21 protein-coding genes and 2 pseudogenes are annotated in these 22,258 nt (G+C 70.8%); 14 read left to right on the forward strand and 9 right to left on the reverse strand.

The features are described from left to right. The first annotated feature begins 497 nt into the window (after positions 1-497). From ACIBK3_RS36885 to ACIBK3_RS36895, 3 genes are all read left to right on the forward strand, one after another. Positions 498-1,466: an SCO0930 family lipoprotein gene (locus ACIBK3_RS36885; protein ID WP_399372125.1), complete on the forward strand. Its 969-nt coding sequence runs from the start codon at positions 498-500 to the stop codon at positions 1,464-1,466. A gap of 317 nt (positions 1,467-1,783) precedes the next feature. Then, on the forward strand, positions 1,784-2,596 hold the full coding sequence (locus ACIBK3_RS36890) for an SAM-dependent methyltransferase (RefSeq protein WP_399372126.1): 813 nt from the start codon (positions 1,784-1,786) through the stop codon (positions 2,594-2,596). Beyond that, positions 2,593-4,728, forward strand: a complete 2,136-nt coding sequence (locus ACIBK3_RS36895; RefSeq protein ID WP_399372128.1) for a putative bifunctional diguanylate cyclase/phosphodiesterase — start codon at positions 2,593-2,595, stop codon at positions 4,726-4,728. Before ACIBK3_RS36890 ends, ACIBK3_RS36895 begins: the two co-directional genes overlap by 4 nt. A gap of 342 nt (positions 4,729-5,070) precedes the next feature. On the opposite strand, the gene ACIBK3_RS36900 is transcribed toward ACIBK3_RS36895, so the two are convergent. Next, on the reverse strand, positions 5,071-5,916 hold the full coding sequence (locus ACIBK3_RS36900) for a LysR family transcriptional regulator (protein ID WP_399372130.1): 846 nt from the start codon (positions 5,914-5,916) through the stop codon (positions 5,071-5,073). 124 nt (positions 5,917-6,040) lie between these two features. Here ACIBK3_RS36900 and ACIBK3_RS36905 point away from each other — a divergent pair, with 124 nt between their 5' ends. Further along, a complete protein-coding gene (locus tag ACIBK3_RS36905) occupies positions 6,041-6,940 on the forward strand; it encodes an NAD(P)H-binding protein (protein WP_399372131.1) in 900 nt (299 codons plus the stop codon). Between the two features lie 7 nt (positions 6,941-6,947). Here the strand turns inward: ACIBK3_RS36905 and ACIBK3_RS36910 are convergent, their stop codons facing one another. Beyond that, on the reverse strand, positions 6,948-7,832 hold the full coding sequence (locus tag ACIBK3_RS36910) for a LysR family transcriptional regulator (RefSeq protein WP_399372132.1): 885 nt from the start codon (positions 7,830-7,832) through the stop codon (positions 6,948-6,950). 130 nt (positions 7,833-7,962) lie between these two features. On the opposite strand from ACIBK3_RS36910, the gene ACIBK3_RS36915 reads away from it, so the two are divergent. From ACIBK3_RS36915 to ACIBK3_RS36935, 5 genes are all read left to right on the forward strand, one after another. Continuing rightward, the gene (locus ACIBK3_RS36915; protein WP_399372355.1) at positions 7,963-8,634 is read left to right on the forward strand and encodes a succinate dehydrogenase; all 672 of its coding nucleotides are present in this window, start codon (positions 7,963-7,965) and stop codon (positions 8,632-8,634) included. Between the two features lie 2 nt (positions 8,635-8,636). After that, a complete protein-coding gene (locus tag ACIBK3_RS36920) occupies positions 8,637-10,586 on the forward strand; it encodes a fumarate reductase/succinate dehydrogenase flavoprotein subunit (RefSeq protein ID WP_399372133.1) in 1,950 nt (649 codons plus the stop codon). Continuing rightward, a complete protein-coding gene (locus ACIBK3_RS36925; RefSeq protein WP_399372134.1) occupies positions 10,583-11,332 on the forward strand; it encodes a succinate dehydrogenase/fumarate reductase iron-sulfur subunit in 750 nt (249 codons plus the stop codon). The genes ACIBK3_RS36920 and ACIBK3_RS36925 overlap by 4 nt, the downstream gene beginning before the upstream one ends. Positions 11,333-11,551: 219 nt before the next feature. Further along, positions 11,552-12,322, forward strand: a complete 771-nt coding sequence (locus ACIBK3_RS36930; protein ID WP_399372135.1) for a GNAT family N-acetyltransferase — start codon at positions 11,552-11,554, stop codon at positions 12,320-12,322. Then, complete coding sequence (locus ACIBK3_RS36935; RefSeq protein WP_399372137.1) at positions 12,322-13,137, forward strand: lysophospholipid acyltransferase family protein; 816 nt, start codon at positions 12,322-12,324, stop codon at positions 13,135-13,137. The genes ACIBK3_RS36930 and ACIBK3_RS36935 overlap by 1 nt, the downstream gene beginning before the upstream one ends. Before the next feature lie 130 nt (positions 13,138-13,267). Here the strand turns inward: ACIBK3_RS36935 and ACIBK3_RS36940 are convergent. After that, positions 13,268-13,480, reverse strand: a pseudogene (locus ACIBK3_RS36940) (hypothetical protein); the annotation flags it as partial. A 359-nt stretch (positions 13,481-13,839) separates the two neighbouring features. Continuing rightward, the gene (locus ACIBK3_RS36945) at positions 13,840-14,400 is read right to left on the reverse strand and encodes a VanZ family protein (RefSeq protein ID WP_399372139.1); all 561 of its coding nucleotides are present in this window, start codon (positions 14,398-14,400) and stop codon (positions 13,840-13,842) included. A 154-nt stretch (positions 14,401-14,554) separates the two neighbouring features. On the opposite strand from ACIBK3_RS36945, the gene ACIBK3_RS36950 reads away from it, so the two are divergent. Both ACIBK3_RS36950 and ACIBK3_RS36955 read left to right on the forward strand, forming a co-directional pair. After that, on the forward strand, positions 14,555-15,760 hold the full coding sequence (locus ACIBK3_RS36950; RefSeq protein WP_399372141.1) for a sensor histidine kinase: 1,206 nt from the start codon (positions 14,555-14,557) through the stop codon (positions 15,758-15,760). Beyond that, entirely contained in the window at positions 15,757-16,407 is a 651-nt protein-coding gene (locus tag ACIBK3_RS36955) for a response regulator (RefSeq protein WP_399372142.1), read from the forward strand. The genes ACIBK3_RS36950 and ACIBK3_RS36955 overlap by 4 nt, the downstream gene beginning before the upstream one ends. A gap of 213 nt (positions 16,408-16,620) precedes the next feature. Here ACIBK3_RS36955 and ACIBK3_RS36960 read toward each other — a convergent pair whose 3' ends face one another. Beyond that, complete coding sequence (locus tag ACIBK3_RS36960; protein WP_399372144.1) at positions 16,621-17,226, reverse strand: TetR/AcrR family transcriptional regulator; 606 nt, start codon at positions 17,224-17,226, stop codon at positions 16,621-16,623. A gap of 155 nt (positions 17,227-17,381) precedes the next feature. Between ACIBK3_RS36960 and ACIBK3_RS36965 the strand changes: the two genes are divergently transcribed. Further along, entirely contained in the window at positions 17,382-18,329 is a 948-nt protein-coding gene (locus ACIBK3_RS36965) for a DMT family transporter (protein WP_399372357.1), read from the forward strand. Here the strand turns inward: ACIBK3_RS36965 and ACIBK3_RS36970 are convergent. Further along, entirely contained in the window at positions 18,316-19,314 is a 999-nt protein-coding gene (locus tag ACIBK3_RS36970; protein WP_399372146.1) for an LLM class flavin-dependent oxidoreductase, read from the reverse strand. The two genes, ACIBK3_RS36965 and ACIBK3_RS36970, sit on opposite strands and share 14 nt — an antisense overlap. 185 nt (positions 19,315-19,499) lie before the next feature. On the opposite strand from ACIBK3_RS36970, the gene ACIBK3_RS36975 reads away from it, so the two are divergent. Beyond that, positions 19,500-20,198 (forward strand): DNA polymerase beta superfamily protein, encoded by a 699-nt coding sequence (locus ACIBK3_RS36975; RefSeq protein WP_399372148.1) that lies wholly within the window; start codon positions 19,500-19,502, stop codon positions 20,196-20,198. Positions 20,199-20,213: 15 nt separating this feature from the next. Here ACIBK3_RS36975 and ACIBK3_RS36980 read toward each other — a convergent pair whose 3' ends face one another. After that, on the reverse strand, positions 20,214-20,618 hold the full coding sequence (locus tag ACIBK3_RS36980; RefSeq protein WP_399372149.1) for a (2Fe-2S) ferredoxin domain-containing protein: 405 nt from the start codon (positions 20,616-20,618) through the stop codon (positions 20,214-20,216). Positions 20,619-20,898: 280 nt separating this feature from the next. Between ACIBK3_RS36980 and ACIBK3_RS36985 the strand changes: the two genes are divergently transcribed. Further along, positions 20,899-21,402, forward strand: a complete 504-nt coding sequence (locus ACIBK3_RS36985; protein ID WP_399372150.1) for a hypothetical protein — start codon at positions 20,899-20,901, stop codon at positions 21,400-21,402. A 24-nt stretch (positions 21,403-21,426) separates the two neighbouring features. On the opposite strand, the gene ACIBK3_RS36990 is transcribed toward ACIBK3_RS36985, so the two are convergent. Both ACIBK3_RS36990 and ACIBK3_RS36995 read right to left on the reverse strand, forming a co-directional pair. Further along, a complete protein-coding gene (locus tag ACIBK3_RS36990) occupies positions 21,427-21,642 on the reverse strand; it encodes a dodecin (protein WP_399372151.1) in 216 nt (71 codons plus the stop codon). Between the two features lie 194 nt (positions 21,643-21,836). Beyond that, positions 21,837-22,166 (reverse strand): annotated as a pseudogene (locus ACIBK3_RS36995) (L-histidine N(alpha)-methyltransferase); the annotation flags it as partial. Between the last annotated feature and the right edge of the window lie 92 nt (positions 22,167-22,258).

The following is a 22,258-nucleotide window of genomic DNA, read 5'->3' on the forward strand; positions in this document are numbered from 1 at the left end:
AAGTAGGAGCAGGAGGAGTCGGGGTGGGAGTGGGGCACGGCGGCGGAGGAGGCGGCGGGCAGGGCGGGGGAGTCGGCCAGGTGAGGCTGCCGGCGACCGCCACCGCCCGGGTGCCGTCCGGGCCCGTCGAGGCATACGCGCAGGCGTCTGCCCGGGCCGCGCCGACGGGGGCGCCCACGAGCATCCAGGTGAGCGTCAACAGGGTGAACACCCGTATGGCCGGGGCGGATCGGGTCGGTTCGGGTCGATGCACGACGGAGATCATGAGGCCTGGCGCCCCGCGGCACGCCCGAGTGCGGGGGGATTGCCCCGAAAGAGCGAACGCCGGTGTCACCGCGTACGGCCCGGGTGCCGCGGGTTTCGGAGCCCGATGTCACAGGTTTCGGAAAGAAATATCTGGCGCGATTGAACGCAAGCGTGGCCCCCGTGCGTACCCATGGTCGTGCGGCGGCGCAGAAGGGCGCTGCAACACCCTTGGAATTTATGGGGAGTTGACGATGAAGACCTCCTGGCGGAGCGCCTCACTCGTGGCAAGCGCTGCGGCTGTGCTGGTGCTGACGACGGCGTGCGGCCAGGAAAGCGCCCCGTCCACCGGCAGTCAGAACGTGGGCGCGACGGCCGCGGCCGGGGCCGGTGGCTACGGCAGCCCGGGCGCCGGTCTCGGCACCGACACCGGCGCCGGCGCGGATGCGCAGGCCAGTCAGAGCCCCGCGACGCAGACCGCGGCCGCGGGCCAGCTGAACGTGTCCACCAACGGCGAGCTCGGCAACGTCCTCACCGACAGCGCGGGCCTCACCCTCTACCGCTTCGACGAGGACACGGCCGAGCCGCCGAAGTCGAACTGCGACGGTGCCTGCGCCACGACCTGGCCGCCCGTCCCGGCGGACGACGCCACGGCCGGCGCGGGCATCGACAAGGCGCTGCTCGGCGAGGTGACGCGGACGGACGGCACCAAGCAGCTGACCATCGGCGGCTGGCCGGCCTACCGTTACGCGAAGGACACCAAGGCCGGGGACGTCGTCGGCCAGGGCGTGGGCGGCAAGTGGTTCGCGCTCGCCCCGGACGGCAAGAAGGCGAAGAAGGCGGGCCTGGCCGACCTTCCGGGACTTTCCACCCGTAAGGACCCCAAGCTGGGTGAGATCGTCGTGGACAAGAACGGCCACACGGTCTACCGGTTCCTCAAGGACACCGCCTGGCCCGACCCGATCTCCGCCTGCAAGGGCGCCTGCCTGGAGAAGTGGCCGGCCGTGGCCCCGGTCGACATCAACGACACCAAGGGGATCCAGAAGAAGGGCTACATGAACTTCACCCGGCCCGACGGCGTGCAGCAGCAGACCATCAACTGCTGGCCGATCTACACCTTCTCGGGTGACAAGGCCCCGGGCGACACCAACGGCCAGGGTGTCGGCGGCACCTGGTATGCCGCGGCACCCGACGGAAAGCCGATCGGAGCGCCCGCGAAGTAACGACGGCGCATCCGGTCCACCGGTCCGCTCCCTCCGCGCCGCACGGAGGGGGCGGACCGGTTTGCCGTCATTCACCACAACTCCCCGCGATTCGCACTCGGTTCCGGAACACTCCGGAACCGAGTGCGTACTTTTCGTAGCGTATTCCGGTAATGCCGACACAGGGGCTTCACGGGCACTGCGCGGGGGAATCACTTCGGCACGTGCCGCAGGCAGTGACCGGGAACGGACGGTCAATTTCCGTTTCTGCTCGCTCCTTTGGCGGGCGATCAGTAGCCTCAGCTCGAACACCGGATCGCCTACGCCTGGAGAGATAGATGGAGCGTCCCGCCTGGGCCCCACGGAGCATCGACATCGCGGTGCCGAGCGTTTCGCGCATCTACGACTACTACCTGGGCGGATCGCACAATTTCGAGGTCGACCGGGAAGCGGCCCGCCGGGCCATGGAGTTCATGCCGGGACTTCCCAAGATCATGCAGGCGAACCGGGCGTTCATGCGCCGCGCGGTGCGCTTCGCCGTCGACGAGGGTGTCACCCAGTTCCTCGACATCGGCTCCGGTATCCCGACCTTCGGCAACGCCCACGAGGTGGCCCAGGCGGCGCACCCCGGCGCCCGCGTGGTGTATGTGGACCACGACCCGGTGGCGGTCGCGCACAGCGAGGCGGTGCTGGCCGGCAACGCGGACGCGGGCGTCGTCGCGGCCGACCTCCGCAAGCCCGAGGAGATCCTCTCCAGCCCCGAAGTACGGGCCCTGATCGACCTGAACCGGCCGGTGGCCCTGCTTCTCGTTGCCATACTGCACTTCGTGGAAGACGCGGACGACCCGTACTCAGCGGTGGCCGAACTGCGCGACGCGCTCGCGCCGGGCAGCCTGCTGCTGCTCACGCACGCCTCGTACGAGGGAATTCCGTTGTCGGCCGAGCGGGCCGAGGGGGCGGTGGACGTGTACAAGGACATCCGCAACCCGCTGATCATGCGCTCGCGCGACGAGATCGCGCGGTTCTTCGAGGGGTACGACATGGTGGAACCCGGACTGGTGCCGATGCCGCTCTGGCGGCCGGACACCGCACTGGAGGACGAGGATCCGTATGCGTTCTCCGGGTTCGCGGGCGTGGGGCGTACGGCGTGAGCGCGGAACCGGACGGGCCGGAGGACAGACTGCGGCGGTTCGCGACGATCTGGAGCCGGGCCGTGTTCCCGGTGACCTCGACGTCCGCGACCCGACCCGAGTTCGAACAGCAACTCCTCCCGCTGGCACGGCGGTTGAGTGAGGCCCTGAAGGCCAGGACCTTCGACGCGGACGAGGCGAAGGCGGTGGGGGCCGCCCTGGTCGCCGCGCACTGCACCGACCCGGACGCGCTCTCCCGCACCCTGGACTGCGTCGACGCCTACCTGGTGCTGTACTGCGGCGAGGGCGGCGTGCAGGAGGACCTGCGGGCGCGAGCGGCACGGATCGAACACGCCATGGCCGCGGGTTTCGCGCAGGCGCTGCGTGAGCGCACGCTCGCCGAGCAGGAGGCCATCGCCCAGGCCGCGCTGCGGGCGCAGGGCGTGGTGGCGCAGGCGCTGCACGCGAGCGAGGCCCGCTTCCGCGCGGTCTTCGAGGGCGCTGCCATAGGAATCGGCATCGCCGACCTCGACGGCAACGTCCTCCAGGTCAACGGCGCCCTGCTGCGCATGTTCGGCCACACCGACAAGGCGCTGCGCGGGCGCCGCGTCCCGGAGTGGACCCATCCCGACGACGCGCCCCAGACCTGGCGGCTCTACGAGGAACTCGTCCGCGGAGAGCGTGAGCACTACCACGTCGAGAAGGCGTTCTACCGCCCCGACGGAACGGTCCTGTGGACCAACCTCACGGTCTCCCTGCTGCGCGACGCCGACGGCAACCCGCAGTACCAGCTGGCCCTCATGGAGGACACCACCGAGCGCAGGCTGCTCAACCTCCGGCTGCGCTACGAGGCCACCCACGACGCGCTCACCGGTCTGCCCAACCGCACCTTCTTCTTCGAACGCCTGGAGAAGGCGCTGGGCGCCGGGGAAGGCCAGCGGTTCGGGCTGTGCTACCTCGACCTGGACGGCTTCAAGACCATCAACGACAGCCTCGGTCACGCGGCCGGCGACCGGCTGCTCGTCGAGATCGCGGACCGGTTGCAGTCCTGCGCGACCGCGCCCGGCGAGATGGTCGCCCGGCTCGGCGGCGACGAGTTCGTGGCCCTGACCACCGGACCGGAGACCCAGAGCGAGGTCGACGAACTCGCCGCGCGCATCATGAACGCACTGCTCGCCCCCGTCAGTATCGACGGCCGTGAGCTGACCGTGCGCGGCAGCATCGGCATCGTCGAGGGCCCGGCGGGTGAGCGCAGCCCGGCGGAGGTGCTGCGCAGCGCCGACATCACCATGTACCGGGCCAAGTCGGCGGGCGGCAACCGCTACGAGCTCGCCGACCCGGAGGCCGACGCCCGTGCCATCACCCGGCACGGACTGACCACGGCCCTGCCGACGGCGCTGGACCGGGGCGAGTTCTTCATCGAGTACCAGCCCCTGGTCCACCTCGGCGACGGCAGCGTACGCGGCGCCGAGGCCCTGGTGCGCTGGCTGCACCCGCAGCACGGCGTTCTCGGCCCCGACCGGTTCATCCCGCTCGCCGAGCACACCGGGCTGATCGTGCCGCTGGGCCGCTGGGTCCTGGAGCAGTCCGTGCGCCAGGCCCGTGCCTGGCAGGAGCGGTACGACGGAGCCGGGCCGCTGCGCATCAACGTCAACCTCTCGCCCTGCCAGCTCACCCATCCCGGCCTCGTCCAGGACACCATCGACATTCTGGAGCGCGCCGGTGTCACACCCGACGCGCTGTGCCTGGAGGTCACCGAGTCGGCGCTCATCGGCGCGGACGACGACCTGCTGAAACCGCTGCGGCGCCTGGCCGAGATGGGCGTCGACATCGCCCTCGACGACTTCGGCACCGGTTACTCGAACCTGGCCAACCTGCGCCGCCTGCCGGTGAGCGTCCTCAAGCTGGACCGTTCCTTCACCCAGAGCATGCAGCAGTTCCCGGCCGACCCCGTCGACCTCAAGATCGTCGAGGGGATCGTTTCACTGGCCCACGGCCTGAACCTCGCGGTGACGGTGGAGGGCGTGGAAACCGGCGCCCAGGCCGAGCAACTGCGGATACTGGGCTGCGACACCGCCCAGGGCTGGTACTACGCCCGCCCCGGCCCACCGGAGCGGCTGCACGAACTGGCGCTGGTGGACGCCACGGGGTGAGGCGCGGCGGGCGTACCGGGCGTGGGCCCTGGGCGGGACGCGCGGGTCGCCGAGCGGCCTGGGCGACCCCACCACCAGGGGCGGCGGGGCCGTATCGCGTGCCGCCGCTCCCGGTCGCCGTACCGCTGCCCGGTGCCCGTGCGGCTCCGCAGCGCGGGCGGGACCGGCCCCCGACGGGCCGTGGGTCGTTCACCGCGCTGTTCGGCTGAGCGTTCAGCTCGCCTGCCGCCGCTCCTGGTCGCCGTACGACTGCTCGGGTGCCCGTGCGGCTCCGCAGCGCGGGCGTGATCAGCCTCGGCCGGGCGGCGAACCGGCTACCACCTGCGCCGTTGAGCGGAGCGTTCAGCTCGCCTGCCGTTCCCGTACGGCGTCCGCCACCTCCGCGGCCGCGCGGACCAGTGCCGCCGCGGCCGTCGAGCGGGACTGCTGCGGCCAGGTGACGGCCAGGACGGCGGGGGGTGCGTCCAGGACGGGGCGGTAGACGACGCCCGGCCGGGGATAGCGGTCGGCCACGGACACGGGGAGCAGGGCGACGACCTCGCCGAGGCCGACGCGGGTGAGGAGCTGGGCCAGGTCCTGGCCCTTGGCACGCATCTCGTCGATGTACCGCTGCGCATCGTCGGGACGCAGCCCCAGGTCGGCGAGGCTCAGCCCGGCCCGGGCGGCGAGCGGATGACGCGCGGCGAGGGCGGCGACGCGCGGTTCGGTGGCCAGGTACTCCGTGTCGAGGCCGGTGCGCTCGTACGGCTCGTAGACCAGGGCGACATCGGCATCGCCCTGACGCAGGAGCCGGGTCTGTTCCTGCCACCCGCACAGCCGGACGGCTACCGGCAGCGCCGCGGGGTCGGCCGCGTACCGGGCGAGGATCGGCTCCAACAGGCCGGCGTCCCCGTCGGCCTTCACGGCCAGCACCAGCTTCGGCTCGGCGGCGGCCGCGCGGCGCGTCCGTCGCCCGGCGGCCTCCAACGCCTCCAGTGCGAACCGGGCCTGCGTCAGGAGGACTTCCCCCGCCGGGGTCAGTGCCACGCTGTGGGTGGTCCGCTCGAAGAGGACGGCCCCCAGCTCCGACTCCAGCTGGCGGATCGACCGCGACAGCGGCGGCGGCGAGATGCCCAACCGTTCAGCGGCGCGGGCGAAGTTGAGCTCCTCGGCGACGGCGACGAAGTAGCGCAGCGGACGGGACTCCATGGGCCTGCCCTCCGATCGGTATTGCCCTGAGGGTAACAAGCGGGAGCGAACCGGTCCTTCAGTTCCGGACGGGGAGGCAGCAGGCTCATGGACATCCCGACAAGCCGTCTCCCAGGAGCAGTTCATGATTGTTGTCACCACCCCGACCGGCCAGATCGGCCGCGAGGTCGTCACCCGACTCCTCGACGCCGGCGAGGGCTCCCCACCGGTTCGGGTGATCGCCCGCGACCCCGCCACGCTCGCCCCACAGGTGCGCGACCGCGTGGAGGTCGTCCAGGGATCGCACGCCGACCCCGCCGTACTGAAGGAGGCCTGCCAGGGCGCCGACCGCGTGTTCTGGCTGGTCCCGCCGACCCCCGGCGCCGACAGCGTCGAGGGACACTTCCGGGCCTTCACCGAGCCCCTCTGCGAGGTCATCGCGGCGCAGGGACCGGAGCGGGTGGTGGCCGTCTCCACCCTGGGGCGCGGTATCGCGCGCGACGCGGGGCTGGTCTCGGCGTCGCTGGCGATGGACGAGGCGATCACCGCCACGGGCGTCCACTACCGGGCGCTGTGTCCGCCGTTCCTGATGGAGAACGTGCTCCACCAGGTGGCGTCGATCCGCGACGCGGGGGTGTTCTCCATGGCGCTCGCCGCCGACCGTGTGCTGCGCCTGTGCGCCACCCGCGATGTCGCCGCCACGGCCGCCCGCCTGCTCCTCGACGACTCCTGGACCGGACAGGAGGACGTCCCCCTGGTCAGTCCCGACGACCTGACCCCGGAGGGCATGGCCGGCGTCCTGTCCGAGGTGCTCGGCCGGCCCGTCCGTACCGAGTTCTCCTCCAGCGCGGAGCAGAAGGAGAGGATGCTCCGTTTCGGGGCGACCGAGGCGTGGGCGCAGGCGTACGCCGACATGGTGGACGCCCAGAACGACCAGGGCTTCTACGGCGCGTCCCAGCCGACCACACCCGACCTCGCCGCCACCACCTTCCGCCAGTGGTGCGAGGAGGTCCTCGAGCCGGCGGTCCTCCAGTCCCAGAACTGAGCCGCGCTCATCGCTCCAGCAGCATCCGCTGCAGCTCCCGGGCGGCCCTCGGCGGTGCCACGTCGCTGCGATGAGCGAGGGCGATCGTACGGTTCAGGCCGGGCCGGGCGAGCGGTGTGACCCGCAGCCCGCGCCCGGACCGGGCCGCCACCATGCGCGGTACGACGGCCACGCCGAGCCCCGCCCGTACGAAGCCGAGCACCGCGTCCATCTCCCCGCCCTCCACCGCGAAGTCCGGCTCGAAGCCCTCGGCGCGGCAGGCGGCCACGGTCAGCTCGCGCAGGTCGTAGCCGTGCCGGAACATCACCAGGCGCTCGCCCTCCAGGTCGGCGACCCGGACGGTGCGATGGCCCTGGCCGGGCTTGGGGGCGTCCGGGGAGGAGACCACGACCAGGTCCTCGCGCAGCAGTTCCACCGTGGTCAGTGCCGGGGAGGGCGTGGGCAGCGGGAGGACGACGAGGGCCAGGTCGAGGGCGCCGCGGGCGAGTTCCCGTACGAGGTCGTGCGAGCCGCCCTCCTCGATCAGCAGCCGGATGCCGGGATAGCGGTCGTGGAAGGCGCGCAGCACATCCGGCAGCAGGCCCGTGCACAGGCTCGGGGTCGCGCCCAGCCGGATCCGGCCGCTGCGCAGCTGCACCAGCTCCAGCACCTCGTGCCGGGCCGTGTCCGCGTCGGCGAGGATCCGCCGGGCCAGCGGCAGCAGGGCCTCACCCGCGTCGGTGAGCGTGATGTTGCCGCGCGCCCGCAGGAACAGATCCGCGCCCAACTCCCGCTCCAGCGCCTTGATCTGCTGCGACAGGGACGGCTGGGCGACATGGACCAGCTCGGCGGCGCGGGTGAAGTGCCGGGTCTCGGCGACCGCCACGAAGTACTGGAGCTGCTGGAACTGCATACCCTCACGATAGCCCGACGATAGCCAGAATCTATGGAATCAAGCCGGACCATGTCTTGGACCGATCGGACATCCGTCCGTAGCGTGCTGTGGCATGGCACTGGCAACGCGGACGGACCGACGGCCGTCCTTGGCGCGCACCGTGTGGGACTCCACCGTCGGCAAGAAGGCCGTGATGGCCGTCAGCGGCCTGATCATGCTGCTGTACCTGGTCGCCCACATGATCGGAAACCTGAAGATCTTCTTCGGGGCGGGCGAGTTCAACCACTACGCCCACTGGCTGCGCACCGTCGGTGAACCGTTCATGCACTACGAGTGGACGCTCTGGCTGATCCGGATCGTGCTGGTCGTCGCCGTGGTCGCCCACGCCACCTCCGCCTACCAGCTCAGCCGCCGCGACATCAAGGCGCGCCCGAGCAAGTACGTCCACAGGAAGCCGCGGGCCAGTTACGCCACGCGCACCATGCGCTGGGGCGGGATCATCCTCGGCCTGTTCATCGTCTGGCACCTCCTCGACCTGACGACCGGCACCGTGCACTCCGGCGGTTTCCAGGAGGGCCACCCGTACCAGAACGTCGTGGACACCTTCTCCACGTGGTACGGCAACGTCATCTACATCGTGGCGATGCTCGCCCTCGGACTGCACATCCAGCACGGCTTCTGGAGCGCCGCCCAGACCCTCGGCGTCGGCAGCCGCACCCGCGACCGCGCCCTGAAGACCATCGCAGCCGTTCTCGCGCTGCTGCTCACGGCCGGCTTCATCGCCGTACCCGTGGGCGTCATGACCGGAGTGGTGAGCTGAACATGACAACCTACACCGAGTACAGGACGGGTGAGCCGGTCGTCGACGGCAAGGCTCCCGCCGGACCGATCAACGAGCGCTGGGACAAGCGCCGTTTCGAGGCCAAGCTGGTCAACCCGGCCAACCGGCGCAAGCACACCGTGATCGTCGTGGGGACCGGCCTCGCCGGCGGCTCCGCCGGCGCCACGCTCGCCGAACAGGGCTACCACGTCGTCCAGTTCTGCTACCAGGACTCCCCGCGCCGCGCCCACTCCATCGCCGCGCAGGGCGGCATCAACGCGGCGAAGAACTACCGCAACGACGGCGACTCGATCCACCGGCTCTTCTACGACACCGTCAAGGGCGGCGACTTCCGGGCGCGGGAGTCCAACGTCCACCGGCTCGCGCAGATCTCCGTCGAGATCATCGACCAGTGCGTGGCACAGGGTGTGCCGTTCGCGCGTGAGTACGGCGGCCTGCTCGACACCCGCTCCTTCGGCGGCGTCCAGGTCTCGCGGACCTTCTACGCCCGCGGCCAGACAGGTCAGCAGCTGCTGCTGGGCGCCTACCAGGCGCTGTCCCGCCAGATCGCGGCCGGGAACATCGAGATGCATCCGCGTACCGAGATGCTCGACCTGATCGTGATCGACGGGAAGGCGCGCGGGATCGTGGCGCGGGACCTCGTCACGGGGCGCATCGGCACCTACTTCGCGGACGCCGTGGTCCTGGCGAGCGGCGGCTACGGCAACGTCTTCTACCTGTCGACGAACGCCATGAACTCCAACGCCACCGCGATCTGGCGGGCGCACCGACGCGGTGCCCACTTCGCCAACCCGTGCTTCACTCAGATCCACCCGACCTGCATCCCGCGCACCGGCGAGCACCAGTCCAAGCTGACGCTGATGAGCGAGTCGCTGCGCAACGACGGCCGGATCTGGGTACCGAAGGCCAAGGGCGACGACCGGCCGCCGAACAAGATCCCCGAGGACGAGCGCGACTACTACCTGGAGCGGATCTATCCGTCCTTCGGCAACCTGGTCCCGCGTGACATCGCCTCCCGCGCCGCGAAGAACGTCTGCGACGAGGGACGGGGCGTCGGGCCCGGCGGACAGGGTGTCTACCTCGACTTCGCGGACGCGATCGCGCGGATGGGGCGGGGGGCCGTCGAGGCCAAGTACGGCAACCTCTTCGACATGTACCAGCGGATCACCGACGAGGATCCCTACGAGGTGCCGATGCGGATCTACCCGGCCGTGCACTACACGATGGGCGGCCTGTGGGTCGACTACGACCTCCAGACCACCATCCCCGGCCTGTTCGCGATCGGCGAGGCCAACTTCTCCGACCACGGCGCGAACCGGCTCGGCGCCTCCGCCCTCATGCAGGGCCTGGCCGACGGCTACTTCGTGCTGCCGGCGACCATCAACGACTACCTCGCCCGCAACCCGCACCACGAGGCCGTCACAGCCGAACACCCCGTCGTTCAGGAGGTGGTGGCGGAGACCGAGGACCGGCTGAACCTGCTGCTCGCCGTCGACGGCGACCGTACCCCCGACTCCTTCCACCGCGAGGTCGGCGAACTCATGTGGGAATTCTGCGGGATGGCCCGCACCGACAGCGGGCTGCGCAAGGCGCTGGAGCGGATCCCGCAGATCCGCGAGGAGTTCTGGCGGCGTATCAAGGTCCCCGGGACCGGCGAGGAGTTCAACCAGTCCCTGGAGAAGGCCAACCGGGTCGTCGACTACCTGGAGCTCGCCGAGCTGATGTGCCTCGACGCCCTGCACCGCGGCGAGTCCTGCGGTGGTCACTTCCGGGAGGAGTCCCAGACACCCGACGGTGAAGCGGCCCGCAAGGACGAGGCGTTCGCGTACGCGGCCGCCTGGGAGTTCACCGGCACCGGCGAGGCTCCCGTCCTGCACAAGGAAGACCTGGTCTTCGAGTACGTCCACCCCACTCAGCGGAGCTACGCATGAAGCTCACCCTGCGCGTCTGGCGGCAGCAGAACGCCGACGCCGACGGCGCCATGTCCACGTACGAGGTGGACCAGATCTCCTCCGACATGTCCTTCCTGGAGATGCTGGACACCCTCAACGAGGAACTCATCCTGCGCGGTGAGGACCCCGTCGCCTTCGACCACGACTGCCGTGAGGGCATCTGCGGGGCGTGTTCGCTCGTCATCAACGGCGACGCGCACGGGCCCGAGCGCACCACGACCTGCCAGCTGCACATGCGGTCCTTCAAGGACGGCGACACGATCGACATCGAGCCGTGGCGGGCGTCCGCGTTCCCCGTGATCAAGGACCTTGTGGTGGACCGGTCCGCGTTCGACCGGATCATCCAGGCCGGCGGGTACATCACCGCGCCGACCGGGGCCGCTCCGGAGGCCCATGCCACGCCGGTGCCCAAGCCCGACGCCGACTTCGCGTTCGAGCACGCGGAGTGCATCGGGTGCGGGGCGTGTGTGGCCGCGTGTCCCAACGGGGCGGCGATGCTGTTCACCTCCGCGAAGATCAACCACCTGAATGTGCTGCCGCAGGGGGCGCCCGAGCGGGAGACGCGGGTGCTGGACATGGTGGCGCAGATGGACGACGAGGGGTTCGGGGGGTGCACGCTGACGGGGGAGTGCGCGACGGCCTGCCCCAAGGGGATCCCACTCGTGTCCATCACCGGGATGAACAAGGAGTGGCTGCGAGCCGCGCGGAAGGCGGGGAAGCGGTAGACAGCCGCTGGTGAGGAACGTTCGCCCAGGGTGCGGACGGGCGGGGCCGGGAGTGGTGCTCATCCCCGGCCCCGTCTCGCTTTCTCCGGGCGGCGCCCCTGGCATTCAACAACCCCACATCCGCGCTCCTGGCCCAGGTCATGTGCGCGCCAACCGGTGTCGGAAGAAACAGGGTGTACCGCCACCGTCCCCGAGTTGGCCCGTGCCCTGGAGAGAGCCATGACCGGCGTTTCCACCCTGGACCGTCCCCCGCAGTCCGCCGCACCCGTCCGCTACACCGTCACCCTGGCCCGCGACGAGGCCGATGTGCGGGCCGCGCAGCGGCTGCGGCACGAGGTGTTCGCCGGGGAGCTGGGCGCCCACCTGAACTCACCGCAAGAAGGCCTCGACATCGACCCCTTCGACGCCTACTGCGACCACCTGCTCGTGCGCGACACCGCGACCGGCCAGGTCGTCGGGACGTACCGGCTGCTGCCGCCGGAGCGGGCCGCGGTCGCCGGACGTCTGTACTCGGAGGGTGAGTTCGACCTCGCTCCGCTCGACCCGATCCGCCCGGGCCTCGTCGAGGTCGGCCGTTCCTGCGTGCACCCCGACCACCGCGACGGCGCGGTCATCGGCCTCATCTGGGCCGGCATCGCCCGCTACATGGTCGACCGGGGCCACGAGTGGCTCGCCGGCTGCTGCTCGATCCCCCTCGCCGATGGCGGCGCCCTCGCGGCCGGTACCTGGGACCGGGTCCGGGACAAGCACCTGGCGCCGGAGGAGTTCCGGGTACGTCCGCTGCTGCCCTGGGTGCCCCAGGACGTGACCGTCCCGGCTCGCACCGAACTCCCCGCCTTGCTGCGCGGCTATCTGCGGCTCGGCGCCTGGGTGTGCGCGGAGCCCGCGCACGACCCGCAGTTCGGCGTCGCCGACCTGTACGTGCTGCTGTCGATGCGCCGGGTCAACCCGCGCTATCTGCGGCACTTCCTCTCGCTCGTCCCGGCCTGATGAGCGTCTGGCTCCCCGGCGCGCCCTGCACCCCGAGGGCGTGCGTGGAACGGACGGGGGCCGCCGCGGCCGTACCGCTGGCCGTACTGCGGCTGGCGGCGGTCACGGTCCTGGTGCTGGCCGGGGCCGTGCTGTCGCCGCTCGGCGGGCAGGTCCCCGCCCCTGTGGTGAGGCGGTGGTGCCGGTGGATCGTACGGGCCGCCGGGGTCCAGGTCCGCGTCACCGGCACCGCCGCGCCCACCGGAGGGCTGCTCCTGGTCGCCAACCACATCTCCTGGCTGGACATCCCGCTGCTCGCCGCCGTCCGTCCGGCCCGGATGCTCGCGAAGGCGGAGATACGGCGATGGCCGGTGGCCGGGCAGGTGGCCGCGCGCGGCGGTGTCCTGTTCATCGACCGGGACCGGCTGCGCGCCCTGCCCGGCACGGTCGCCCGGATCGCGGACGCCCTGCGGGCGGGCGGGGCCGTCGCCGTGTTCCCTGAAGGCAGCACCTGGTGCGGGCGCGCCCAGGGGCACTTCCGCCGGGCCGTGTTCCAGGCCGCGCTCGACGCCGGCGTCCCGGTGCAGCCGGTGCGCATCCGCTACCGGCTCGCCGGGGGAGCGGCCAGCACCGCGCCCGCGTTCGTCGGCGACGACTCCCTGCTCGCCTCGGTGTGGCGGGTGGTGTCGACCCGGGGGCTGGTGGCCGAGGCCGAGGTACGGGCAGCCATCGCACCGGGCGGCCATCCCGACCGCCGTACGCTGGCCCGGGCCGCGCAGCGGGAAGCGCTGCCCGAGCCGGCGCAGGCCCCGATCCACGCGGTTCTGGTGTCCTGAGGGACGAACGTCCTGGGAGACGAGGGTCGTGGGGACGAGTGTCGTGAGAGACGAACGTCCTGAGGGGTGAGTGACCTGAGGGGTGCGTGTCCCGAGGGGTGAGTGTCCTAGGGCCTGTGTGATGTCGTGATCAATCGGCTGCTCGCATGAGATCTCCGAACCAGATCATCGAGGCGCGCAGTTCGAGGCCGGCGAGGTAGGTTTCGGGCGTCTTGTCGAAGCGTGTGGCGATGCCGCGCCAGTCCTTCAGCCGGTTGATCCGTCGCTCGGCGGTGTTGCGGTCACGGTAAAGACCGGCGTCGAAAGTGACCGGGCGGCCGCCCCGGCTGCCCTTCTTCTTTCTCCTGTCCTGAACCGCCAGATCACCCCTTCGAACTGATCCCGCAGCCGCTCGGGGTACGGGCCGTACTCGCCTATCGTCAGGAACGGCTCGATCAACTTCCACTGGTCATCGGTCAGTTGCCTGCGCGTCACGACCGTCTTCCTAGCGGATCCGCCTCCCAGGCGGACCCGGATCGGCAAAATTGATCACGACGTCACACAGGCCGTAATCGGTTCTTCCGGGTGTTCGCGAACCACCGGTATCCCGGCAGCGATCCGGCCGCTGATCAGTCTTTGCCTGATGCAGCAATAGCGAGGCCTGCGGTTCTTCGCCTGCGCCCCTTGCCGGCTCGGATCGCGGGCAGGGGGCCTTGCATCCGGTCAGGGGGTGCTGGGTGAGGGGGACACCTTGATCAGTACGGCGCGCGCGGCGGTGGTGCGCTGCGCGGTGCGCAGGGCGGCGTAGCCGAGGAGGCCACCGAGGGTGTTGGCGATCAGGTCGTTGATGTCGACGGCGCGTCCGTTGGCGAGGGCGATGTACTGAAGCAGTTGTGCGAACTCGATCCCGAGGCTGGCGAGGGCGCAGATCGCGACGGTGCGACCCCTGGTGAGGCGGTGGGAAAGCAGTGGCAGGAGGAAGCCGAGCGGGACGAACATGATGACGTTGGGGATGATGGAGATGTCGGCGGTGAGCAGCGGGATCGGCTGAATCTGGCTGATCCAGGGTGCCGCGTTGCGGTATTCGCCGCCGTAGATCCACAGGGGGAAGATCGTGATGAAGGCGACCGCTGCCGCGTAGAGCGCGGTGAAGGCCCGGAGTACCAGCGGGCCGCCGCGCCACCCAGGGACGCTGCCTCGTCGGCGTACGAGGGCGAATAGAGCGAAGACCGCGAGTGCCGGGCCGAGAACGGCAGCGGCGGGGATCTGAGTCTGGAAGTTCACGGCGTACTCCTGCGGCGTGCTTGTGCGGATCGTCTTGAGCGATCGTGTCCGTGCGGGGGGCCGCTGTGGATCTGTCGAAGGACGGAAACCGGGCGGGGTCACTACGACTTTCGGCAGAGGGGCCTGACACGGCCCGTTCCGTAGGCTGCGGAACATGCATTCCGTGATCTTCGGCCGCCGCTCCTCCTGGGTGCGTGGCATGCTGGTCTGCCTCGGCGTCGCCGCCGTGGGGGCCGTCCTGGCGCTGGCGCTCGCTGCCGACTACCACAGCGGTGTTTACGGGTCCGCTCTCGCGCCGCAGGTACGCCTCTCGGCTGCGGCGCCGTTCCTGGTGGTCCCGGTCCGGGTGCTGCGCCGATCGTGGGTGGGGCCGTGGGCGTTGGCGGTGGGCGGTGGGACCGCGGGTGCTGTGTCCCTTGGGTGCAGCGCGTGGATGCACGTCGCGGCGGGACAGCAGGGATCGTCGGCCGGGCGTGCCGACGCCTACACCCTGTTCGAGATCAGCGCTCTCATCGTGGTACTGGTCCTCACTGTCCGGCACGGCGCTGCCTGGCCGACTGCCGTGGCGGCCGTTGTGCTGTGCACGGCGGTGGTCCTGAGGCCGGTGGCCGTGGAGGTGAGCGAGAACAGCCTCCTCGTGGCGTTGTTCTGCACGTTCGCCGTGTGTGCCGCACTGGTTGGGGCGCTCGTGGCCCGGCTGGTGGCTGCCGAGCGCCGGCGTCACACCGAGCGGGTGCGTCTTGAGCAGCGGCTCGCTTTCGCCCGGGACCTGCACGACTTCGTGGCCCACCATGTGACGGGCATCGTCGTACAGGCGCAGGGGGCCCAGGTGGTCGCGGCGTCCAGGCCGGAAATGATCGCGTCGGCGCTGGGGCAGATCGAACGGGCTGCTGCGGAGGCTCTCAGGGCTCTGCGGCACATGGTGAGCGGGCTTCGTACGGAGGCCGGGCTCGTACCGGCGGGAGACGTAGAGCAGCTGCGCTCTCTCGTGGCGGATTTCGCCCTGCCCGGCGGTGGGCGGGCCCGTCTCGTGCAGGAGGGGCCTGTGGGCAGCCTGCCCGCGGCGGCCATGGTGGTCGTGCACCGGGTTGTCATGGAGTCGCTGACCAATGTGCGCAAGCACGCACCGGGTTCCCGGAAGGTGTCTGTGACCCTCAGTGTCCTTTCGGGGACCGTCGAACTCGACATCGTCAACGACCAGCCCGGCCCGGCCGGGAACACGGCGGGGTACGGTCTCACAGGGCTCGAAGAACGTGTCACGGCCGAGGGCGGCACCTTCCAAGCGGGCACCGACAACCAGGGACAGTGGCGGGTGAGCGCCCGGATTCCTGTCGCCGGCGTGTGGAGGGAACTTACGTGATCCGGGTACTTCTCGCCGACGACCAGGAGATCGTGCGCACCGGCATGGCCATGATCCTCTCCGCTGAGAACGACATCGACGTCGTCGCCCACGCCCAAGACGGCCTCCAAGCCCTGGAGATGACCGCGCTGCACCGGCCGGACGTCGTTCTCATGGACATCCGGATGCCGCGCCTGGACGGCCTGGACGCGCTGCGTCAGCTCACCCGGCCCCACGCCGCGCACCGGCCGCAGGTCGTCATGGTGACCACCTTCGACGACGAGGGCTACTTGACCCGTGCGGTGGGAGCGGGTGCCTGCGGATTCATCCTCAAGGACTCCGGGCCCCGCCTGCTCGCCGAAGCGGTCCGCGCGGCTGCGGCCGGCGATTCCATGGTCAGCCCGTCGATCACCGTGCGGCTCCTGAAACAGCTTCGTACCTCCTCCTCCCGGCTGGAGCCCGCCACCCGGCTGTCTCCGCGCGAGGAGGAGGTGGTCATGCTGCTGGCGGAGGGCATGACCAACGCCGAGATCGCCACAGCCCTGTCCATCACCATCGGCACGGTCAAAACCCACCTCGCCAACGTCCAGGCCAAGCTCACCGCCAGAAACCGCGTGGAGATCGCGGCCTGGGCATGGCGCACCGGACTCGCGGGACGCAGCACATGAACCGTGCCAACGGCGCGGGAAACGAGGCAGACCACCCGGCCCCCTCGAACTGATCCTCGGGGGAGGGGCCGTTACTCGCCTATCGGCAGGAACGGCTCGATCAAATACCACAGTTCGTCGGTGAGTTGCCTACGCGGCACGATCGTCTTCCTACCGGATCCGCCTTCCAGGCGGACCCGGATCGACAAGACTGATCACGACGGCACACGGGCCCTAAGGGGTGCCGTCGTGACTCCCGTGGGCCCCGGCGCCTGCGAGCAGGTCGCGCGCGCGGTCACGGGCGTGCCCGATCGGGTCCGGGAAGATACGCAGGCCGTGGGCGACCATCGCGCCCTCGTGGAGCAGCATGAGGGTCCGGGCCGACTCCTCGGCCCGGGCCGGGGCGAACTCCCGGACCAGGTCCGTGAACAGCGCGAGCATCCACTCCTTCTGTCCCGTGATGATCGGGTGGGCCGGATGGGCCGCGTCGCTGATCTCGGCGTGCGCGTTGACCATGCTGCACCCCTTGGGACTGCTCTCGGTCATCCACGCCCGCGAGGCGTCGAACACCGCCAGGATCCGGGCGACGGAGCCCCGCTCCACGGGCTCGATCCGCTCCGTGACGAACGCCCGCCAGCGCTCGTCACGGTCGGCCAGGTACTCGACGACGATCTGCTCCTTGGAGCCGAACCGGTCGTAGAGCGTCTTCTTCGTGACCCCGGCCTCGGAGGCGATCAGGTCCACCCCGACCGCGTGGATGCCGCGCTCGTAGAAGAGCCGTGACGCGGCCGTGAGAACGCGGCGCGCGCCCGGGGTCATCGTGATCCGCCTGGTGCTCATGAACCCCAGGGTATACCGATCTGTATAGTGGGCACTGGACGGAGGTATACCGATCTGTATAGTGGGCACTGGACGGAGGTATACCGATCTGTCTAGTCACCGCGTGACCCAGCGACCTCGTCACCTGGTGACCCGACCCCTGGTGGGTGATGACCGTGGACTTCCTCCTCTCCGTGGCCTTCGTGCTGTGCTGGAGCTCCGGGTTCGTGGGCGCCAAGCTGGGCACGCAGGACGCCGGCGCGCTGACGATCCTGATGTGGCGGTTCCTGCCCCTGGCGGTCCTCCTCGTCGCTGCGGCCGCGGTCCGGAGCAGAACGGCGTGGCAGGGGCTGACCTCGCGCGACATCGGGCGGCAGGCCGTGATCGGACTGCTCTCCCAGAGCGGCTATCTGCTCACCGTCTACTGGGCGATCCAACTCGGCGTGTCGAGCGGCACGACCGCCCTGATCGACGGCACCCAGCCGCTCGTCGCGGGAGCGCTCTCCGGACCGCTGCTGCGGCAGTACGTCTCGGGGCGGCAGTGGCTCGGCCTGTGCCTGGGCCTCGTCGGCGTCGCCCTGGTCACCATGGCCGACGCCGGGGCGAGCGGCACGGTGGCGTGGTGGGCCTACCTCGTGCCGTTCGCGGGGATGCTCTCACTCGTGGCGGCCACGTTCCTCGAACAGCGTTCCCGTACGCGGGTCACGCCCACGGTGTCGCTGACCGTCCACTGCGCCACCAGCGCGGTCGTCTTCACCGGCGCCGCCCTCGCCACCGCGTCGGCCGCGCCGCCCGCGGTGTCCTCGTTCTGGATCGCGATCGTGTGGCTGGTGACGCTGTCGACGTTCGGCGGATACGGTCTCTACTGGCTGGCGCTACGGCGCTTCGGGGTCACCAAGGTCAACACTCTGATGTTCCTGATGGCTCCCGTCACGGCCGTGTGGGGCGCGCTCATGTTCGGCGAACCGTTCACCGCGCAGACCGCCGTCGGCCTGGCGGTCGCCCTCTCGGCAGTGGCCGTCGTGCACGCCGCCGGCGGGCGGTCGGCCAAGTCCGACGACACCACCGTCCGGCGCCGTGATCCCGCGAGGGCGGTGCGCGAAGAGGCTGCTAGCCGGAGGTGATCAGGGCCAGCCGCCGGTAGGAGTCCAGCAGGGCCTCGCGGTCGTACGTGCTGGTCGTGACCAGGACCTCCTGGGCTCCCGTCTCCTTCAGCACCGCCTCCAGTTCGTGCGCGACCTGCTCCTCGGTGCCGGCGAGGTGGCCGGTGAGCCCGGCCTCGTAGAAGCCGCGCTCCTTGCCGGTCATCGTCAGCGACTCGACGCGCTCGGCGGGTGGCAGGGGCGGGAAGGTGCCGTGGGTGCGCGAGTACGCCATCGACCAGGCCTCGGGGATCAGCAGCCGCCGTGCCTCCTCGGGTGTGGCGGCGACGGCGATCGTGCCGGAGATGACGACGTACGGCTCCTTCGCCCAGGGGGAGGGCCGGAAGCGGGCGCGGTAGTGCTCGATCCCGCGCCGCATCTTCTCGCGGTTGCGCAGATCGCCGATGACCATCGGCAGGCCCGCCCGGGCGGCGATGGCGGCACCCTCGCCCATCGCGAGGACGAACGGCGGCACGGTCAGGCCCTCGGCGGGCCGCGCGTGCACCCGGGTCGGGGAGGTGCCCAGGAACCAGCCCAGCAGCTCGTCGAGCTGCCCGGCGAAGTCGTCGGCGACCTCCTTGTCGCGCCCCAGCGCCCTGCGCACACCGTCCGTGAAGCCGACGGACCGGCCCAGGCCCATGTCGACACGTCCCGGGAAGAGCGACTCCAGCACCCCGAACTGCTCGGCCACGACGAGGGGTTGGTGGTTGGGCAGCATCACGCCGCCGGTGCCGACCCGGATCCGCTCGGTCGCGGAGGCCACGGCGGCGGCCAGCACGGTCGGCGCCGACCCCGCGACCCCGGGCACGCCGTGGTGCTCCGACACCCAGAAACGGTGGTAGCCGAGCCCTTCCAGTTCCCGCGCCAGCCGCACGGTGTCGCGCAGCGCCTCGGCGTTCGTACGGCCCTCACGGGTCCGGGAACGGTCGAGGACGGAGAAGCGGGTGTCGGCGATCACGGAACTCACGTCCGTATCAACGCATGGCGAGCGGCGACATTCCCGCTGGTCGACGACCGGAGTGGAGCGGACCGTGCCGTGCCGTGCCGTGCTCCGGAAATCCGGGTGACCGCGATCCGGCCGGTCAGCACAATGGACATGTCTCCGCGGCGGCCGCGCATCCACCTCGCCCCACCCAAGGAAGGCGGCCGACCGTGACCGTCCAGAACATCCTGCTCGCCGGCATCGTCGGGTCCACCGCGTACGGCCTCGCCCACGCCGGCTCCGACGTCGACCGCCTCGGCCTGTTCGCCGCGCCCACCACCGAACTGCACGGCCTGCGCGGCCCGAAGGAGTCCCACGTCACCACGGCACCGGACCGCACGCTGCACGAGGCGGCGAAATGGTGCCGGCTCGCCCTCGGCGCCAACCCGACCGCCATGGAGCTGGTGTGGCTCCCGGACGAGCTGTACGAGACGCGCACTCCGCTCGGCGAGGAACTCATCGGCATCCGTACGTCGTTCCTGTGCGCGAAGCGCGTCCGGGACGCCTATCTCGGCTACGCCACCCAGCAGTTCCGCCGGCTCGAGAACCGCGGCGACGGCTCGTTCTCGGCGGACACCCGGGGGCGCACCGCGAAGCACGCCCGGCACCTCAAGCGGCTGTGCCACCAGGGCCTGGAGTTGTACGCCACCGGCCGACTGGAGATCCGCGTCGAGAACCCCGACGAGTACCGCGCCTTCGGCGAACGGGTCGCCGCCGACCCGTCGGCCGCGCTGCCCGTGCTCCGCCACTACGAGGCCGCCTTCGACGAGACGCGCGCCGTGCTGCCGGAGGTGCCCGACGAGGCGGCCGCTGAGGCGTGGCTGCGCCGGGTCCGCCGTCACTTCTACCCGGCGGAGGCTGTCACCTGACCCTTGCGTGGCCCGTCAGCGACGGGACCGCACGCGCGCGTCCCGGGGCGGCCGGATGAACTGAAGCTCCAGTGTGACGGGCGGCTCGGCGATGCCGGGACCGCCGGCGGCCGCCCACCGCACGACCTCCTCGGTGCTGTCGTCGTCCGTCACGAACCCGATCCACGCGGCCCGGCCGCCGGCCCGGCGTCCCGCGGCCGAGGGGCGGACGACCACCACGTTGGCCTGGTCGCACGGCCCCAGGCAGTCCGTCGTCCGGACCTGGAAGCCGTGCTCGGCCGCGCCGGCCCGCAACAGTTCCAGTTGCCAGGCCGGGTCGGTGCCGGGCTGCTTGCGGGCGTTGCCGCAGCAGCAGCCCCGGCACACGACGAGCGTGCAGGATCCGGAGCCGGTCAGGGACGTTCGGGGCATCGAAGGCATGGGAGAAGCATGCGGCCTGTGGGGATCACCGCGTGCCGCCGGGGTGCCCTTTGCCCGCCTTCACCCTCAGAACCGCCCCTGCCCATCCCGTCGCCAGTGCCGTGCCCACCAGTGCCGCCGCCGTCCGGACCGACGCGTACCGCGTGCCTCACACGGGCCTCCCGCCTTCGCCGTGCCTGCCCTGTGCCTGTGCTGTCGTCGTGGGTTGACCGTCGGACGTGGTCGGCACAGCAGTGGCCGGCGGGGCCGTGCGGGTTGCCGGGTGTCTAGGGTGGAACGCGTGACCGACAGCAACAGCCTTCCGCTCGCCGTGTTCGACCTGGACAACACCCTTGCCGATACGGCGCACCGGCAGCGGTTCCTGGAACGCAGACCACGCGACTGGGACGGCTTCTTCGCCGCCGCGCCGCAGGATCCGCCGCTCGCCGAGGGCATCGCGCTGGTGCTCAAGAGCGCGCGGGAGTGCGAGGTCGTCTACCTCACGGGGCGGCCCGAGCGCTGCCGGCGCGACACGCTCGACTGGCTCGCCGCTCAGGGGCTGCCCGAGGGACGCCTGTACATGCGGCGCGACGCCGGCGGAAGGGGTGACCGCAGGCCCGCCCGGCACACCAAGCTGGAGATCCTCCGCCGGCTCGCCAGCACCCGGGAGATCCGGATGCTGGTGGACGACGACGAGTTGGTGTGCGAGGACGCCGAACGGGCCGGCTTCACGGTCGTACGGGCGCGCTGGGCGGACCCGTCCGCCGAGCTGGAGGTGGCGCAGGAGCGGGAGGGGCGGACCTGAGTCCGTGTCGGGGTGCCGGAGCCGTCAGTCCGACTCCTCCAGCCTGAAACCGACCTTCAGGCCGACCTGCCAGTGCGCCACCTGCCCGTCCTCGATCTGGCCCCGCACCTGGGTGACCTCGAACCAGTCGAGGTTGCGGAGGGTCTGGGAGGCGCGGGAGATGCCGTTGCGGACGGCCTGGTCGACGCTGTCGGGCGAGGTGCCGACGATCTCCGTGACCCGGTAGGTGTGGTTCGACATGCGGGGCTCCTCTCCGCGGTGACGGCGATGTCACCTGTGTTCGACGTATCCGAAGCGTCCGGCCTGTCCGACGCATCTGAAGTATGCGAAATGTCCGACGTGACCTGTGCGGCCGAAGCGACGGGGTGTGTCCGGGCGCGTCACTCCACCGTGCCCCAAGCCGTGGCGGGGCGCGAGACGGCCGACGTCCGCCGTCACCGCGCCACGCTCAGCGACAGCGCGAAACGGCCCTCGCCGTCCGTCCACCAGTGGGCCAGGCCGAGGCCCGCCGAGGACAGTTCCGCGCGCACGCCCTCCTTGCGGAACTTGGCGGACACCTCGGTGCGCAGTTCCTCGCCCGCCGTGAAGTCGACCGCGAGGTCCAGCGCGGGGATCTTCACGGTCTGCTCCGTACGGGAGCGCAGCCGCATCTCGATCCACTCGTTCTCGGTGTCCCAGAGAGCCACGTGGTCGAAGGCGCCGGGATCGAAGTCGGCACCCAGCTCGCGGTTGAGGACCGTAAGGACGTTCTTGTTGAACCGGGCTTATGCGGGCGTGGACATGTCCGGATGCCGGCCATAGAACCTGGGAGGCGCGTCGGGACGTTTCGTCGGAGGTAGCCCTCACTCGCGTCTTC

Origin of the sequence: Streptomyces sp. NPDC050287, from assembly GCF_044459385.1 — a bacterium.
In the GTDB taxonomy this organism is placed as follows: Bacteria; Actinomycetota; Actinomycetes; order Streptomycetales; family Streptomycetaceae; genus Streptomyces.